The 13526-nt window shown below is 66.0% G+C and carries 15 protein-coding genes and 1 riboswitch; of the genes, 9 read left to right on the top strand and 6 right to left on the bottom strand.

Features of this window, described 5'->3' with window-relative positions; all coding sequences use genetic code 11:
- Positions 1–2 precede the first annotated feature (2 nt).
- Positions 3–188, top strand: a complete 186-nt coding sequence (locus AC5STB_RS13880) for a DUF2065 family protein (RefSeq protein ID WP_495444605.1) — start codon at positions 3–5, stop codon at positions 186–188.
- 293 nt (positions 189–481) lie between these two features.
- The gene (locus AC5STB_RS13885; RefSeq protein ID WP_495444606.1) at positions 482–1924 is read left to right on the top strand and encodes a Do family serine endopeptidase; all 1443 of its coding nucleotides are present in this window, start codon (positions 482–484) and stop codon (positions 1922–1924) included.
- A 70-nt stretch (positions 1925–1994) separates the two neighbouring features.
- Here the strand turns inward: AC5STB_RS13885 and AC5STB_RS13890 are convergent, their stop codons facing one another.
- The 4 genes from AC5STB_RS13890 to AC5STB_RS13905 form a co-directional block, all read right to left on the bottom strand.
- A complete protein-coding gene (locus AC5STB_RS13890; RefSeq protein WP_495443402.1) occupies positions 1995–2510 on the bottom strand; it encodes a class I SAM-dependent methyltransferase in 516 nt (171 codons plus the stop codon).
- Between the two features lie 315 nt (positions 2511–2825).
- A complete protein-coding gene (locus tag AC5STB_RS13895; RefSeq protein ID WP_495443403.1) occupies positions 2826–3494 on the bottom strand; it encodes a Crp/Fnr family transcriptional regulator in 669 nt (222 codons plus the stop codon).
- A gap of 88 nt (positions 3495–3582) precedes the next feature.
- The gene (locus AC5STB_RS13900; protein ID WP_495443404.1) at positions 3583–4122 is read right to left on the bottom strand and encodes a peptidoglycan-binding domain-containing protein; all 540 of its coding nucleotides are present in this window, start codon (positions 4120–4122) and stop codon (positions 3583–3585) included.
- Between the two features lie 74 nt (positions 4123–4196).
- Positions 4197–4640 (bottom strand): OB-fold nucleic acid binding domain-containing protein, encoded by a 444-nt coding sequence (locus AC5STB_RS13905; RefSeq protein ID WP_495443405.1) that lies wholly within the window; start codon positions 4638–4640, stop codon positions 4197–4199.
- A gap of 166 nt (positions 4641–4806) precedes the next feature.
- Here AC5STB_RS13905 and AC5STB_RS13910 point away from each other — a divergent pair, with 166 nt between their 5' ends.
- Together AC5STB_RS13910 and AC5STB_RS13915 are read left to right on the top strand one after the other, a co-directional pair.
- Positions 4807–5130 carry a 2Fe-2S iron-sulfur cluster-binding protein gene (locus AC5STB_RS13910; RefSeq protein WP_421054053.1) on the top strand — a complete coding sequence of 108 codons (324 nt, stop codon included), beginning with the start codon at positions 4807–4809 and terminating at the stop codon, positions 5128–5130.
- Positions 5130–6008: an FG-GAP repeat domain-containing protein gene (locus tag AC5STB_RS13915; protein ID WP_495443406.1), complete on the top strand. Its 879-nt coding sequence runs from the start codon at positions 5130–5132 to the stop codon at positions 6006–6008. Before AC5STB_RS13910 ends, AC5STB_RS13915 begins: the two co-directional genes overlap by 1 nt.
- 123 nt (positions 6009–6131) lie before the next feature.
- Here the strand turns inward: AC5STB_RS13915 and purD are convergent, their stop codons facing one another.
- Positions 6132–7397, bottom strand: a complete 1266-nt coding sequence (gene purD / locus AC5STB_RS13920) for a phosphoribosylamine--glycine ligase (protein ID WP_495443407.1) — start codon at positions 7395–7397, stop codon at positions 6132–6134.
- Between the two features lie 132 nt (positions 7398–7529).
- Between purD and xseA the strand changes: the two genes are divergently transcribed.
- Positions 7530–9023, top strand: coding sequence for an exodeoxyribonuclease VII large subunit (gene xseA / locus AC5STB_RS13925; protein WP_495443408.1), 1494 nt, complete (start codon positions 7530–7532; stop codon positions 9021–9023).
- Between the two features lie 55 nt (positions 9024–9078).
- Here xseA and AC5STB_RS13930 read toward each other — a convergent pair whose 3' ends face one another.
- Positions 9079–9474, bottom strand: coding sequence for a hypothetical protein (locus AC5STB_RS13930; RefSeq protein ID WP_495443409.1), 396 nt, complete (start codon positions 9472–9474; stop codon positions 9079–9081).
- Between the two features lie 132 nt (positions 9475–9606).
- Between AC5STB_RS13930 and AC5STB_RS13935 the strand changes: the two genes are divergently transcribed.
- From AC5STB_RS13935 to AC5STB_RS13950, 4 genes are all read left to right on the top strand, one after another.
- Positions 9607–10248, top strand: coding sequence for a lysoplasmalogenase (locus AC5STB_RS13935; protein WP_495443410.1), 642 nt, complete (start codon positions 9607–9609; stop codon positions 10246–10248).
- Between the two features lie 77 nt (positions 10249–10325).
- Positions 10326–11492 carry a signal recognition particle-docking protein FtsY gene (gene ftsY / locus AC5STB_RS13940; protein WP_495443411.1) on the top strand — a complete coding sequence of 389 codons (1167 nt, stop codon included), beginning with the start codon at positions 10326–10328 and terminating at the stop codon, positions 11490–11492.
- 86 nt (positions 11493–11578) lie between these two features.
- On the top strand, positions 11579–12481 hold the full coding sequence (locus AC5STB_RS13945; RefSeq protein ID WP_495443412.1) for an EamA family transporter: 903 nt from the start codon (positions 11579–11581) through the stop codon (positions 12479–12481).
- A gap of 30 nt (positions 12482–12511) precedes the next feature.
- Positions 12512–13123, top strand: a complete 612-nt coding sequence (locus AC5STB_RS13950; protein WP_495443413.1) for an inner membrane-spanning protein YciB — start codon at positions 12512–12514, stop codon at positions 13121–13123.
- A gap of 274 nt (positions 13124–13397) precedes the next feature.
- Positions 13398–13476: riboswitch (SAM riboswitch) on the top strand.
- Positions 13477–13526 lie beyond the last annotated feature (50 nt).

Below are 13526 nucleotides of genomic sequence, written 5' to 3' on the forward strand. Positions count from 1 at the left end.
TCATCCTCCTGGCCCTCGGGCTGGTACTGATTGCAGAGGGGCTGGTGTACGCACTGGCCCCTTCGCTTGTGGAGCGCCTGCTGGAGATGCTGCGCGCCCTGACGGAGGAGCAGCGCCGTAATGCCGGGCTGGCGGCGCTGGCGCTGGGCCTTATTCTGGTCTGGCTGGCGTTCCAGCTGGGGATTTAAAGCCGGGCTTTCCCCCAATTTTTCAGCGAAACCGTAATCTTTCCCTGCTAGGGTGGCCTCAGCGGGGGCTCTGCGGGTGTTCCGGGGCGAAAACCGGATCACAGCGGCTTTATTCCGTGCAACATTTGTTGCGGGACGGGGCAGAGTTCCTACATTGGGTCCACATGGCTTTGCCCGGCATGTGCGGCGTTTGCGCCGCCCCGGGCGGAAGAGAAGAATTGAATAAGACAAGGAGTAGATCCGTGCAGCCACAGGCAATTGCAATTCCCGGCCGGGCAGGCGGCAGCGGCGCGATGATCCGGCTGGCCTGGCTTGCGGTGCTGACCGCAGCGGTCCTGCTGATGCAGGCAGTGACCGCAATGGCCAAGCCCGAAAGCCTGGCACCGCTGGCCGGCCAGGTGAGCCCGGCGGTCGTCAACATCACCACCAGCACCGTTGTCGAAGGGCGCACCGGTCCGCAGGGCATCGTGCCGGAAGGTTCGCCTTTTGAGGATTTCTTTCGCGAGTTTCAGGACCGCAACGGCAATGGCAACGGCACCCGCCCGCGCCGTTCCTCGGCACTGGGCTCGGGCTTTGTGATCTCTGAGGACGGCTATATCGTCACCAACAACCATGTGATCGACGGGGCCGACGAGATCGAGATTGAGTTCTTCCCCGGTGAAGGCCAGCCCAAGGAGCTGCTGCCGGCCGAGGTGATCGGCACCGATCCCAACACAGATATCGCGCTGTTGAAAGTCAAGGCGCCTGCGCCGCTGAAATACGTCAAATTCGGCGACAGCGACACCGCCCGCGTCGGCGACTGGGTGGTGGCGATGGGCAACCCGCTGGGTCAGGGGTTCTCGCTGTCGGCGGGGATCGTGTCGGCGCGCAACCGTGAACTGTCGGGGTCTTATGACGACTACATCCAGACCGATGCTGCAATCAACCGGGGCAATTCCGGCGGCCCGCTGTTCAACATGGACGGCGACGTGGTCGGGGTGAATACCGCGATCCTGTCGCCCAACGGCGGCTCCATCGGCATCGGCTTTTCGATGGCCTCCAACGTGGTGGTCAAGGTGGTCGAGCAGCTGAAGGAATTCGGCGAGACCCGCCGCGGCTGGCTGGGCGTCAAGATCCAGGATGTGGACTCTGACCTGGCAGAGGCGATGGGGCTGGAGAAGGCCCGCGGCGCCCTGGTTACGGATGTGCCGACCGGTCCGGCCAAGGAGGCCGGCGTGCTGGCGGGCGACGTGATCGTCAGCTTTGACGGGGTCGACGTGAAGGACACCCGCAGTCTGGTGCGCCAGGTCGGCAACGCCGAGGTCGGCAAGACCGTGCGGCTGGTGGTCTACCGCGAGGGCAAGACAGAAACCTTGAGGGTGACTTTGGGCCGCCGCGAGGATGCCGAGCGCACGCCGTCCCGGCCGGACGGTTCGGGCGACGCCCCGGGCAGCACCGAGAAAGAGCTTCTGGGTCTGACGGTCGGAGTGCTGACCGACCAGCTGCGCGCTGAGCTGAATGTGGCGGAAGGCACCGACGGCCTGGTCATCCTGTCGGTCGATGAGACCTCGGAAGCCTGGGAAAAGGGCATGCGCGCCGGTGACGTGATCACCGAGGCGGGCCAGCAAAAGGTGGCCTCGATCAGCGATCTGGAGGCCCGTGTGAGCGAGGCCAAGGAGGCCGGGCGCAAGTCGCTGCTGCTTCTGGTGCGCCGCGGCGGCGAGCCGCGCTTTGTGGCGCTGAACCTGTCGGAGTGATCCGGGGCAGCGACTGCTGAAACACAAGCGGAGGCCGGGCAAGTTGCCCGGCCTTTTCTGTTGGCTTTGCTTAGCTGGCCAGCTGCATGAAAAGGAGGCCGCGGCTGTCCTTTTCCGTGCGCCAGGCGCCGGGCTTCCCGGCGAAGACTTGACGGAAGCCCTCCAGATTGTGCTTTTCATCCGAGATCAGCACCCAGCCGCCGGGCCGCACATGCGGCAGGCACCGGGCCAGCAGCTCCCGCCGCTGCGGCGCGGCCAGCATGTGCAGGGTCCTGTCGAACAGCAGAATGTCGTAATCTTGGTCCGGCACCCATGCAGTGAGGTCAGCAGCGATGCCAGTCACCTTGAGGTTTTCCCGCTGCGCAGCGGCCAGCAGATCGCGAATGCCGTGCGGGGAGATGTCGACGCCAGTAACGCGGTGGCCCAGCCGGGCGATAAACAGAGCATCGCGGCCCTGGCCGCAGCCTGCATCCAGAACGTCCAGGCTTGGCGCGCCGAGCTGCCCGAAAAAGGTGATGAACGCGGGGGCGGGTGCTCCGAGCGCGTTCGGGGTTTCACGGTAGAGTTTGTCGTAGTCATAAGCCATGCGAGGCACCGTAGCGGTCGCGTTCGAGGATGGCTAAGTGAATATTTTTTGAACAAGAGGGCTGCCGGAGGGAACCGTTTCGCGGGCCGGACTCCGCGCCGGATTCCGGCGGCTGGCAAGGCCCTCGCGCCAATAGGGAAGAGCCATGTGCTGGCGGGCACATGGCTCTTGTTGGACAGGCAGCCATTGGAATGGAAGGAATAACGGCTGTCTATGCTTCCCTTATGACGCGCGGCGGCGGCGGGTTCTGTGACCGGGATTACAGAGCGGGGATGTTATTGCAGGACAGCAAGGGGTCCGGCGGCGCGGGCGGGGTCAGATCGAATCCGGCTCGGCCAGCACCGCCAGTTCGGTGCGGTCGAGGATCTGCACGCCGCCGCGGCTGATGCTGACCAGGCGGCTGCGCTTCCAGGCGGCCAGGGTCTTGGACACCGCCTCGCGGGTGGCGCCGACAAATTCCGCCAGCTCCGCCTGCGACAAGGCCACACGGCCATCGCTGCTTTCGGGCGCCAGATACAGCAGCTTGCGCGCCAGCCGTACCGGCATTGGCAGGAACACCTGCTCATTCAGCTGGGTGTTCATCCAGCGCATCCGCTGGCCGGCCAGCCGCAAAAGGTCGGCAGCCAGATCGGGGTATTGGCGGATCTGCGCCAGCACGTCGCCGCTGCGCAGGCGCAGCACCCGGCTGGGCTCTGCGGCGATGGCGGTGGCGGTGCGCTCGCCGGGATCAAACAGGGTGATCTCGCCGAACACGGCGCCGGGGCGCATCATGTCAAGCGACAGCTTGCGGCCCGAGGCGGAGAGCACCGAGAATTCCAGCGCGCCTTCGGCAATCGCATAGAGCGCATCGCCTGCATCGCCCTGCTCAAACAGCACCTCGCCCTGGCGCAGGCGCACCTCCGTGGCCTGGCTCTCCAGCATCCGGCGCAGCGGGCCGGAGGCACCGGAGAGAAAGCCGGTGTCCGGCAGGCGGGTGGTCAGCATGGTGTTTGTCTCATTTATGTCTGTGCCCGGTGCGCGGACCTTAGCAGAGGGTTTGGCGGCTGGGAACCGGGCAGCGGAACCACGTGGTTCAGCCCGCCACGGCAATCAGCCCCAGCCTGCGGGCGGAGGTCAGCGTCAGGGTGCCGCTGTCCAGCCCCAGCGGCGCCTGGTAGCGCTGCACCGCGGTGCGGGTGGCAGCGTCCATCCGGCCGTGCACCGGGCCGCGGTAGAGCCCGCGGGCGGCCAGCGCCCGCTGCACGGTGCGGATGAAATCCCGTGTCATCATGGCGGGGCAGGGGATTTCGATCCAGTGCTCCTGCCGCGGCGTGACGATCTCCTGCCGGGTTTCGGTGCGGAAGGTGGCGGGGCGGACCGCCTGGCCGCTGCTGTCCGTCTGTGCCGGTTCCGCCAGCACCTGGCTGGTGACGGTTTCGATCACCGCGGGAGAGGTGTGCTTGCTCCAGCAGGTGCCGGGGGCTGCGCCGGGCGGGGCATAGCGGCCCGCGCGGGAGGCTGTGTCATCAAGGCGGCCGGGCTGCGGCTGGACGCAGGCGGGCAGCACTGCGAGCATGGCCAGCAGCAGCGCGGGCGCAAGGCGCCGCCTGGGATGGGATATCGGTGGCGTCATGCCTGGTTGCCTCTTGCCGCGCCCCTGCTCTCTGGCCCTTTCGGGGGGCCGGGCGCCGTTGCTTTGGCGGCAGCCTAGCCGAGTTCGGATCCTGGCGCAAAGGCGCGATCATCCTGCCGGTTTTGTTCCGCCAGCAAGAGGTCGAGCATCGGCGAGATGTCCTCGACCGTCTCGGCGGTCACATGGGGGACCGAATGCGCCCGCTGCAGCCGCCCGGTGACCCGCAGCATCCGCCCGGAGACCACCGCGCGGCGGAACGCCTCATAGATCCTGCGCCAGACGATCACGTTAACGATGCTGGTCTCATCCTCAGGCGAGACTAAGATCACCCCCTTTGCGGTGCCGGGGCGCTGGCGCAGAATCACCAGGCCCGCGACGGTAATGCGGGCGTTTTCCGGCGGTTCCTGCAGCCGGGCAGCGGGCAGGCAATGGGGCGGGCGCGGCCGGGGGAGCGGGCCGGCGTGCGGACTGCGCGCGGGGGCTGCGTGAACGGCGGCGCCGGGAGCAGGAGCTGGCATGAGAAAAACGGCCCTGGGGTTGAGAATATTTGAGTGCGAACAAACAAAGAACATGTGGTGCGAAAGTCCAGCAGCGGCAGGGCTGCGTCGCAATTGGGGCTGGCACCGGCGCAGGCGCTTGGCTACACAGTCGCGCAAGTACCGGAAAAGGGAAGAGAGCTGACTAATGGCAAAGATCACTTACATCGAGCACAACGGCACCAGCCATGTCGTGGATGTCGCCAGCGGGCTGACTGTGATGGAAGGCGCGCGCGACAACAACATTCCGGGCATCGAGGCCGATTGCGGCGGCGCCTGCGCCTGTTCGACCTGCCACGTCTACATCGCGCCGGACTGGGTTGAGAAGCTGCCCGCCAAGGATGACATGGAAGAGGACATGCTGGATTTCGCCTATGAGCCCGATCCGGCCCGCTCGCGCCTGACCTGCCAGATCAAGGTGACCGACGATCTGGACGGGCTGGTGGTGCATATGCCCGAAAAGCAGATCTGATGATCAGCGGGCCGGCAGCGCGGCGTCTGCGGATGCGCGCCCGGCCCGGTTCCGCCCGCCGCGCATGGTGGGCGGTGTGCCTTTGGGCGGGGTTTCTGAGCACGGCTGAGGCGTGCCGTTTGCCGCCCGGCGGTTCCGGAGTATCCAATGGCTCATACGCCGTTGCACCCGGTTGCAAGGGGAGCCAGTTCGAGCTCTGCCCGGGCCAGAACGTCTCTGCAGCGTGGTACAGCGGCGAAACCAGCCGCTACGCGCATGGCGTTCTTGGGGATGCCATCGAGTATACTCAGCTGACGGTCTATTCGCGCGCCGCTGGCGCGGATTCCTGCGGCACAAAATCGGTATCTCTGGACAGCCGCCATGTGTTCGAGGATACCGCGCCGAGGCTCGTGGATATGGACCGCGATCAAAGCGCGGAAATCATCACTGTCCGCAGCCACGCTGAGAAAGGCGCGCAGCTTGCGGTCTATGCCGACCGGGGCGGCACTGATCTCCAGCTTGTTGCCGCAACGCCCTACATCGGAAGAAAGAACCGCTGGCTCGCGCCCATCGGAGCGGCTGATCTGGACGGCGACGGGCATGTGGAGATCGCTTATATCGACCGGCCGCATCTGGCGAAAACCCTGCGCATCTGGCGGTTCCAGGACGGAGAGCTGCGCGAAACGGCGAGCCAACCCGGCCTCACCAATCACCGCATCGGCGACGAGTTCATCACTTCCGGCATCCGCGACTGCGGCCGGGGTCCGGAGCTGGTGACGGTCAGCGGCGACTGGCGCCGGATCATCATCTCCCGCCTGCAGGGCGGAGAGATCGCCACGAAGGACATCGGCGCCTTCAAGCCCGGCACCGGGCTGACGGAGGCGCTGGCCTGCCGCTGAGCGTAAAACTGCGGTGAGAGTGCAGCCCGCGCCGCGCATTGCGCGGCGCCCGGCCCAACTGCGAGGCCCATCCCGGGATGGGCTGGAACAGACGGGAGCATCCGCCTGCCTGGTGAACAGAGGTTACTTCAGCGCGCGCCAGCCGATGTCGCGGCGGAAGAAGCCCTGCGGCCAGTCGATCCCGTCCACCATCGCATAGGCGCGGTCGCGGGCCTCCTGCAGGGTATCGCCGCGGGCGGTGACGTTCAGCACCCGGCCGCCAACGGCCAGAACCTTGCCATCCTGCGCCTGGGTGCCCGCGTGGAACACCATGTTGCTGCTGTCCTCGGGCAGGGCGTTCAGCCCCTGGATCTCGGAGAACTTTTCGTAGGATCCCGGGTAGCCCTGAGCCGCCATCACCACGGTGATCGCGTGATCGTCGCCCCAGTTCACCTGCGCCTCGGACAGGCGGCCCTCAGCCGCGGCGTGCATCAGATCCATCGCCTGGGCGCCGAGGCGCATCATCAGCACCTGGCATTCCGGATCGCCGAAGCGGACGTTGTACTCCACCAGCCGCGGCTGCCCGTCCTTGATCATCAGGCCCGCGTACAGAACGCCCTGATAAGGCATGCCGCGTTCGGCCATCACCCGCATGGTTGGTTTCACGATCTCTTCCATCGCGCGGGCCTCGACCTCGGCCGACAAGACCGGGGCGGGGGAATAGGCGCCCATGCCGCCGGTGTTGAGGCCAGTGTCGCCCTCGCCAACGCGCTTGTGGTCCTGGGCGGAACCGATCGCCAGCACGTCCTCGCCGTCGACCAGCACAAACAGGGAGGCCTCTTCGCCTTCCATGAACTCCTCAATCACCACCTCGGCGCCGGCGCCGCCAAAGACGCCGCCGAACATATCGTCGATGGCCGCCATGGCTTCCTCTTCGGTCATGGCGATGATCACGCCCTTGCCTGCGGCCAGACCATCGGCCTTGACCACGGTGGGAACGCCGTTGGCGCGCACATGCGCCTTGGCGGCGTTCGCATCGGTGAAATGGCCGTAGCCTGCGGTGGGGGCGTTTGCCGCGTCGCAGATTTCCTTGGTAAAGCTCTTGGAAGCTTCCAGCCGGGCGGCGGCTTCGGAGGGGCCGAAGACCAAGAGGCCCGCCTCGCGCAGCCGGTCGGCCACGCCCGCGGCCAGCGGTGCCTCGGGTCCGACAATCACGAAGTCAATGGCGTTTTCCTCGGCAAAGGCGGCCACCGCGCCGCCATCCTCGATATCAAAGGAGGCGCAATCGGCGATCTGGGCGATGCCGGCATTGCCCGGCGCCACAATCAGCTTGTCGCATTTGGGGTTCTGCATCACCGCCCAGGCCAGTGCATGTTCACGCCCGCCGCTGCCGAGGATAAGGATGTTCATTGGCGCATTCTCCGATCTGCCTGAGCCCTGAGGCCCCGGGGGCACCCGGGGCTTGCCTTGCTTGCCGCGCGTTCTATGCTGCGCGCGACTTCAAAACAAGACCGGCCTAAGGCCGCAGGAGAGCAGCCCCCGATGTCCGACCTGTTTGACGACCCGCAGCCAGGGCAGAACGCCCCCGAGTTCACGGTTTCCGAGATTTCCGGCGAGGTGAAGCGCACACTGGAAGGAACCTTTGGCCGCATCCGGGTGAAGGGCGAAGTGGGGCGTGTGTTCAAGGCGCGCTCCGGGCATCTTTACTACGACATCAAGGATGACCGTTCGGTGCTGGCCTGCACGACGTGGAAGGGGCAGATCAGCGGCTTGTCGGTGGTGCCGGAGGAAGGGCTGGAGGTGGTGGTGACTGGCCGGCTGACTGCGTTCGGCGCCCAGTCCAAGTACAACATGAACGTGGATGAGGTGGCGGTTGCCGGCCAGGGGGCGCTGATGGCGCTGCTGGAGAAGCGCAAGAAGCAGCTGGAGGCGGAAGGCCTGTTTGCGCCGGAGCGCAAGAAACCGCTGCCCTACCTGCCGCAGATCATCGGGGTGGTGACCTCGCCCTCGGGCGCGGTGATCCGCGACATCCTGCACCGGCTGCGCGACCGGTTTCCGCGCAAGGTGCTGGTGTGGCCGGTCGCGGTGCAGGGGAAAACTTGCGCGCCCGAGGTGGCCCGCGCCATCGAGGGCTTCAACCGGCTGACGCCGGGTGGCGCGCTGCCGCGGCCCGATCTGATCATCGTCGCCCGCGGCGGCGGCTCGATCGAGGACCTGTGGGGTTTTAACGAAGAAATCGTGGCCCGCGCTGCTGCCGCGTCGCAGATCCCGCTGATTTCTGCGGTGGGGCACGAGACGGATACCACGCTCATCGACTTCGTCTCTGACCGCCGGGCGCCGACGCCCACGGCGGCGGCAGAGCTGGCGGTGCCGGTGCGGCTGGAGCTGTTGGCGTGGTCTGAAAACCAGGGCGCGCGGCTGGCCCGTGCCGCGGGGCAGGCGGTACAGCTCAGGCGTCAGCGGTTGAACGATCTGGCCCGCGCGCTGCCCAAGCCCGACACCCTGCTGGAAACCCCGCGCCAGCGGCTGGACCGGATTTCCGACCGGCTGCCCGGTGCGCTGATTTCAGGCGTGCAGCGCCGCCGGCTGCATTTGAGCGAAACTGCGGCGTCCTTGCGCCCTGCCACTCTGCGGCAGCTGGTTGAGGCGCGGCGCAACCGGCTGCAGAACCTGTCTTCGCGCCTGAGCCTGCGGCCGATCCAGAGGGAGGTGAAACAGCAGCAGGACCGGCTTGGGCAACTGGCGCAGCGGCTGGATGCGGCGCAGTCCGCGCGCATCGACCGCCAGCGCCAGGCCCTGACGGCCGCGGGGCGCCAGCTGGAGATCCTCAGCTACAAGGCGACTTTGGAGCGCGGCTATGCGGTGGTGCGTTCGGGCGCGGAGATCCTGACCACCAAGGCCGCCGCCGCCAAGGCTGGCGCCCTGCAGATCGAATTCGCAGACGGCACGCTGGATCTGGAGAGCGGCGCCGGCCAGGCTGCGGGTAGGGACACGCCGGACTCTCCGCCAGAGGGTGGCCAGGGGTCGCTGTTCTAGGGGCCGGTCTCCGGTTTCTTTCTGGTTCCAAATACCCGCTGCGCTGCGGCCTGCCTCAGGTCCCGACGTCGGGGCCGTAGCACAGCATTTCCTCGCCGATATCCTCGGCCTCGTAAAGTTCTGTTGCGGCCGGGTCGTCCCCGAACCGGGCCGTCAGCCCGCCCGGTGCCAGCTCAAAGGTCCAGCACTGCGGATCGCCGCGGTTTTCATAGATGAAACAGATCCGGCCTGCCTCCTCGTACCAGCGGCCTTCCTGGCATTTGCCGTCCAGGAAGGACCAGATCACACGGCGGTTGGGCAGGTAACGTTCGACCCCGTACATGGCACCGCCAAAGCCGTAGAACAGTGTGCGGCCCTGGGTGTAGCGGTCGAATTCCCGCGCACTCAGCGGCTCACCCGCGGCCAGCGGGGCGGGCAGGGCTGCCAGCAGGAGAATCATCAAGAAACGCATGAAGCCACTGTGCCTCAGGACCAGGGCCGGCACCAAGCGTTGCGTCCTTTCGGTCAGGCTCCCGCGGGGTCACCTTTGACCGCGCGCGGCCTGTGGGGACAAAGTGCAGGAAAATCAAAGGGGAGGCAGGTGATGACGGTAGAACTGGCACTTTGGGCGGGGGCTGGGACCTGTGCGGTATTCTATCTTGTGATGGCGGCAAAGCCGCCGGATCTGCTGCGCAGCCTGTTAAAAACCGCCTCGGTTGCCCTGCTGGCGCTGGCGGCGTTGCTGATGGGCGCGCCCTGGCTGCTGGCCGCTGCGCTGGGCCTGTGTGCGCTGGGCGATCTGTTCCTGTCGCGCGATGGCGATGGCGCGTTCATGGCGGGCGTTGGCGCCTTTGCTGCCGGGCATCTGGCCTATGCGGTGCTGTTCCTGACGCGGGATGCCAGCGATCCGCTGCGGCTTCTGCAGATGCCTGGCGCGGCCATCGCAGCGAGCCTGCTGTTGCTGGGTTTGGTGATGGCGTGCATTCTGGCGCCGCGGGCCGGGGCGCTGAAGGGGCCTGTGCTGGCCTATATCCCGATCATCCTTGGCATGGGGGCGGCGGCGCTGACGCTGCCGTTCGGCAATTGGGTCTTTGCCGCTGCCTGCGCCTTCATGCTGTCGGATATGGTGCTGGCGGCGGAAACTTTCGTTCTGCCGGAGGACCACGCGCTGCGCCGGATCACGCCTTATGCGGTCTGGCCGCTGTACTGGGGGGCGCAAGCGGGCTTTCTGGCAGCATTTTCCTGATTTCAGCGGCGCCTTGCGCTTTGCACTCCGGCCCAATCCGCATTAGGTGGGGTGCAGACCCTTTTGCGGAGACCAAGATGGCGTTTTTCTCAAAGCTCAAGGAGCGGCTGTTCAAATCCTCCTCCAAGCTCGAGCAGGGGCTCGATGCGATTGTCGAGGAGGGCGCGGAGAGCGCTGCGGATGAGGCGGTTCAGGCCCTGGCAGAGTCCCCGGCAGTGACACCAGAGCAGCCCGCGCCCGTGCCGGTTCCGCAGCCGGAGCCTGTTCCCGAACCCGAGCCTGTGCCTGAACCGCAGCCGGTGGCGGCGCCCGAGCCTGCACCGGCACCGCAGCCCGCACCGGAGCCGGAGAAGAAATCCCCGGGCCTGCTGGGCCGCCTGATGGGCCGCACCGCCGCCGCCGAGCCGCGCCGGGCGCTGGATGACGATATGCTGGAGCAGCTGGAAGAGCTGCTGATCGCCGCTGACATGGGGGTGGACACTGCGCTGCGGGTGACCGCCAACCTGGCTGAGGGGCGGATGGGCAAGAAGGTCTCCAGCCGCGAGATCAAGGAACTGCTGGCGCAGGAAGTTGCGCGCATTATGGAGCCGGTGGCCAAACCGCTGCCGATCTATGCAAAGCGCCCGCAGGTGGTGCTGGTGGTGGGGGTCAACGGCTCCGGCAAGACGACCACCATCGGCAAGCTCGCCAGCCAGTTCAAGGGCGCAGGAAAAAAGGTGGTGATTGCCGCGGGCGACACTTTCCGCGCCGCCGCTGTCGAACAGCTGCAGGTCTGGGGCGACCGGGCCGGTGTGCCTGTGCTGACCGCACCGGAAGGTTCCGACCCGGCCTCGCTGGCGTTTGATGCGATGACACGCGCGCAGGAAGACGGCGCGGACCTGTTGATGATCGACACCGCGGGCCGCCTGCAGAACCGCGCCGACCTGATGGAAGAGCTGTCGAAAATCGTCCGCGTGATCCGCAAGAAAGATGAAACAGCACCGCATAACACCCTGCTGGTGCTGGATGCGACCACCGGCCAGAACGCGCTGAGCCAGGTGGGCACGTTCCAGAAACTGGCGGATGTCTCCGGTCTGGTGATGACCAAGCTGGACGGCACCGCTAAGGGCGGCGTGCTGGTGGCACTGGCCGACAAATTCGGCCTGCCGATCCACGCCATTGGTGTGGGTGAGCAGATTGATGACCTTGCCCCCTTCGACCCGGAAGAATTTGCCGCGGCCCTGACCGGCCTGGAAAAGACCTGATCCGCTTTTCTTCTGGCTAGAAATATCCCCGGGGGTCCGGGGGCAGGCAGCCCCCGGAGCTCTCCTCCCGCGCAAAGGCATTTGATTTGAGCGATTGGCTGATCTCCCTGGAAGGCACTGAAGCGGGGCATCAGGCAGCGCTGTTTCTGGCCATCTGGGCGGCCTTTCTGCATGCGGTGTTCGGTGCGCTGCAAAAGGGGCGGCACGATCCCTGGCTGTCGCGCGGGGCGATTGATTTTTCCTACTGCGTGATGGCGGCGCCGTTTGCGCTGTTCGTGGTGCCCTGGCCGGAGCCGCATATGTGGCTGATCTTCGGTATCGCCTGGGTGATCCACGTTTTCTACAAGCTGTTTCAGGCGCTGGCCTATACCAAGGGCAGCTATACGGTGGTCTACCCGGTGGTGCGCGGCACCGGGCCGCTGTTCACGGTGATCGGCTCCTTCTTCCTGTTCGGCGAGGTGTTCACCCCGGTGCAATGGCTGGGGGTGGCGGTGCTCTTGGCGGGGATCTTTGGTCTCGCGGGATACAATTACCGCTACCTGACGGTGAACCGGGACACGCTGGGGATTGCGCTGGGGCTGGCGGTGGTGACCGGGTTGTTTGTGGCAGCCTACACCACATATGACGCCTATGGCATCCGGGCGACGGCGGATCCCTTCACCTTCCTCGCGTGGTTTTTCATGATCGACGGGCTGGTGTTTCCGGTGATTGCCTTCACGCGCTGGCGGAACATGTCCGCACCGCCGGCCCCCGGGCCGCTGATGGTCAAGGGATTCTTCGGCGGGCTGGTGGCCTTTGCGTCCTTTGGCGGGATCATGCTGGCCACCAGGCTGGACAAGGTGGGGGAGGCGGCGGTGCTGCGCGAGACCTCCACCGTGTTTGCCGCCCTCATCGGCTGGCTGGTGCTGAAGGAAACCGTGGGGCCGCGGCGGATCGCCTTGATGGCTTTGATCGCCCTGGGCGCCGTGATAGTGGAAGCGGGCGGCTAACGCCCGCATGCAGAACTGACAGGAGGCCCCATGGCCGCAAAGAAGATCAACCCGACCCTGAAGATGGCGCTGGAGCTGGGCCCCGTCGTCCTGTTCTTCATTGGCTACTTGAAGCTGAAGGATGAGGTATTTCTGATCGGCGGCAGCGAATACAAGGGCTTCATCGTCATCACCGCCGCGTTCATCCCGCTGATGGTGGCGTCAACGCTCGCCTTGTGGAAGCTGACCGGCCATCTGTCGCGGATGCAGTTTGCGACGCTGGTCTTGGTGGTGCTGTTCGGCGGCATGTCGGTGTGGTTCAACGATGACCGCTTCATCAAGATGAAGCCGACGATGCTGTATGTGATGTTCGGCGGCTTGCTGGGCATCGGCCTGATGCGCGGCCAAAGCTGGCTCAAGGTGGTGATGGAGGAGCTGATGCCCTTGAAGCAGGAGGGCTGGATGATCCTGACCCGGCGGTTGTGCGCCTTCTTCTTTGGCCTGGCGGTGGCGAATGAGCTGATCTGGCGCACCCAGGCCACCGAGACCTGGGTCTATTTCAAGACCTTCGGCCTGCCGGTGGCGATGTTTGCCTTCTTCATGTTTCAGGGGCAGCTGTTCCAGAAACACGGGATCGAGGAAGAGGCCGGCCCCGCAGAGTAGCCCCCCGCAAGCAGGCGCGCGCTCCCGCGCCTTGGCACTTCATCAAAGATAAAGCTCCTAGCCTTGGGCCGAGCAGCGCACCTGCGGTGCGCTGCGCTTTACTATCTGGATCGTCCTGCCGCAGATCTGCCTGCAGCGCCTGGCCATGGAAGCACGGGGTGCGGGGCCGGGCGGGGCGGTGCTCACATCCCCGTGACCCCGGCCTGTGACCCCGGCCTGTGGCTGCCGGGCATGCTGCCGCTTGACCGAATCCCGCAAGATGCGTAAAGCCGCTGCATCATATCGTGGCGATTTGTTACCGGATTGCGGGCCACGTTAAACAATCCCGCTAAAGAGGTCAGGACGTGAAGGACCCCCTTTCGCTTGGCCGAATGGGGGTTTTTTGTGCGCTATGGGCGCGAGG

It is taken from the genome of Leisingera sp. CC-HEC093, assembly GCF_059429195.1.

Excerpts from the sequence above, each read along its gene's own strand:
- AC5STB_RS13890 (WP_495443402.1), bottom strand. The coding sequence starts at position 2,510 with ATGGCTTATGACTACGACAAACTCTACCGTGAAACCCCGAACGCGCTC.
- AC5STB_RS13895 (WP_495443403.1), bottom strand. The coding sequence starts at position 3,494 with ATGCTGACCACCCGCCTGCCGGACACCGGCTTTCTCTCCGGTGCCTCC.
- AC5STB_RS13905 (WP_495443405.1), bottom strand. The coding sequence starts at position 4,640 with ATGCCAGCTCCTGCTCCCGGCGCCGCCGTTCACGCAGCCCCCGCGCGC.
- AC5STB_RS13950 (WP_495443413.1), top strand. The coding sequence starts at position 12,512 with ATGGCCGCAAAGAAGATCAACCCGACCCTGAAGATGGCGCTGGAGCTG.
- AC5STB_RS13935 (WP_495443410.1), top strand. The coding sequence starts at position 9,607 with ATGACGGTAGAACTGGCACTTTGGGCGGGGGCTGGGACCTGTGCGGTA.
- ftsY (WP_495443411.1), top strand. The coding sequence starts at position 10,326 with ATGGCGTTTTTCTCAAAGCTCAAGGAGCGGCTGTTCAAATCCTCCTCC.
- AC5STB_RS13915 (WP_495443406.1), top strand. The coding sequence starts at position 5,130 with ATGATCAGCGGGCCGGCAGCGCGGCGTCTGCGGATGCGCGCCCGGCCC.
- AC5STB_RS13900 (WP_495443404.1), bottom strand. The coding sequence starts at position 4,122 with ATGACGCCACCGATATCCCATCCCAGGCGGCGCCTTGCGCCCGCGCTG.
- AC5STB_RS13885 (WP_495444606.1), top strand. The coding sequence starts at position 482 with ATGATCCGGCTGGCCTGGCTTGCGGTGCTGACCGCAGCGGTCCTGCTG.
- AC5STB_RS13910 (WP_421054053.1), top strand. The coding sequence starts at position 4,807 with ATGGCAAAGATCACTTACATCGAGCACAACGGCACCAGCCATGTCGTG.
- xseA (WP_495443408.1), top strand. The coding sequence starts at position 7,530 with ATGTCCGACCTGTTTGACGACCCGCAGCCAGGGCAGAACGCCCCCGAG.
- purD (WP_495443407.1), bottom strand. The coding sequence starts at position 7,397 with ATGAACATCCTTATCCTCGGCAGCGGCGGGCGTGAACATGCACTGGCC.
- AC5STB_RS13930 (WP_495443409.1), bottom strand. The coding sequence starts at position 9,474 with ATGCGTTTCTTGATGATTCTCCTGCTGGCAGCCCTGCCCGCCCCGCTG.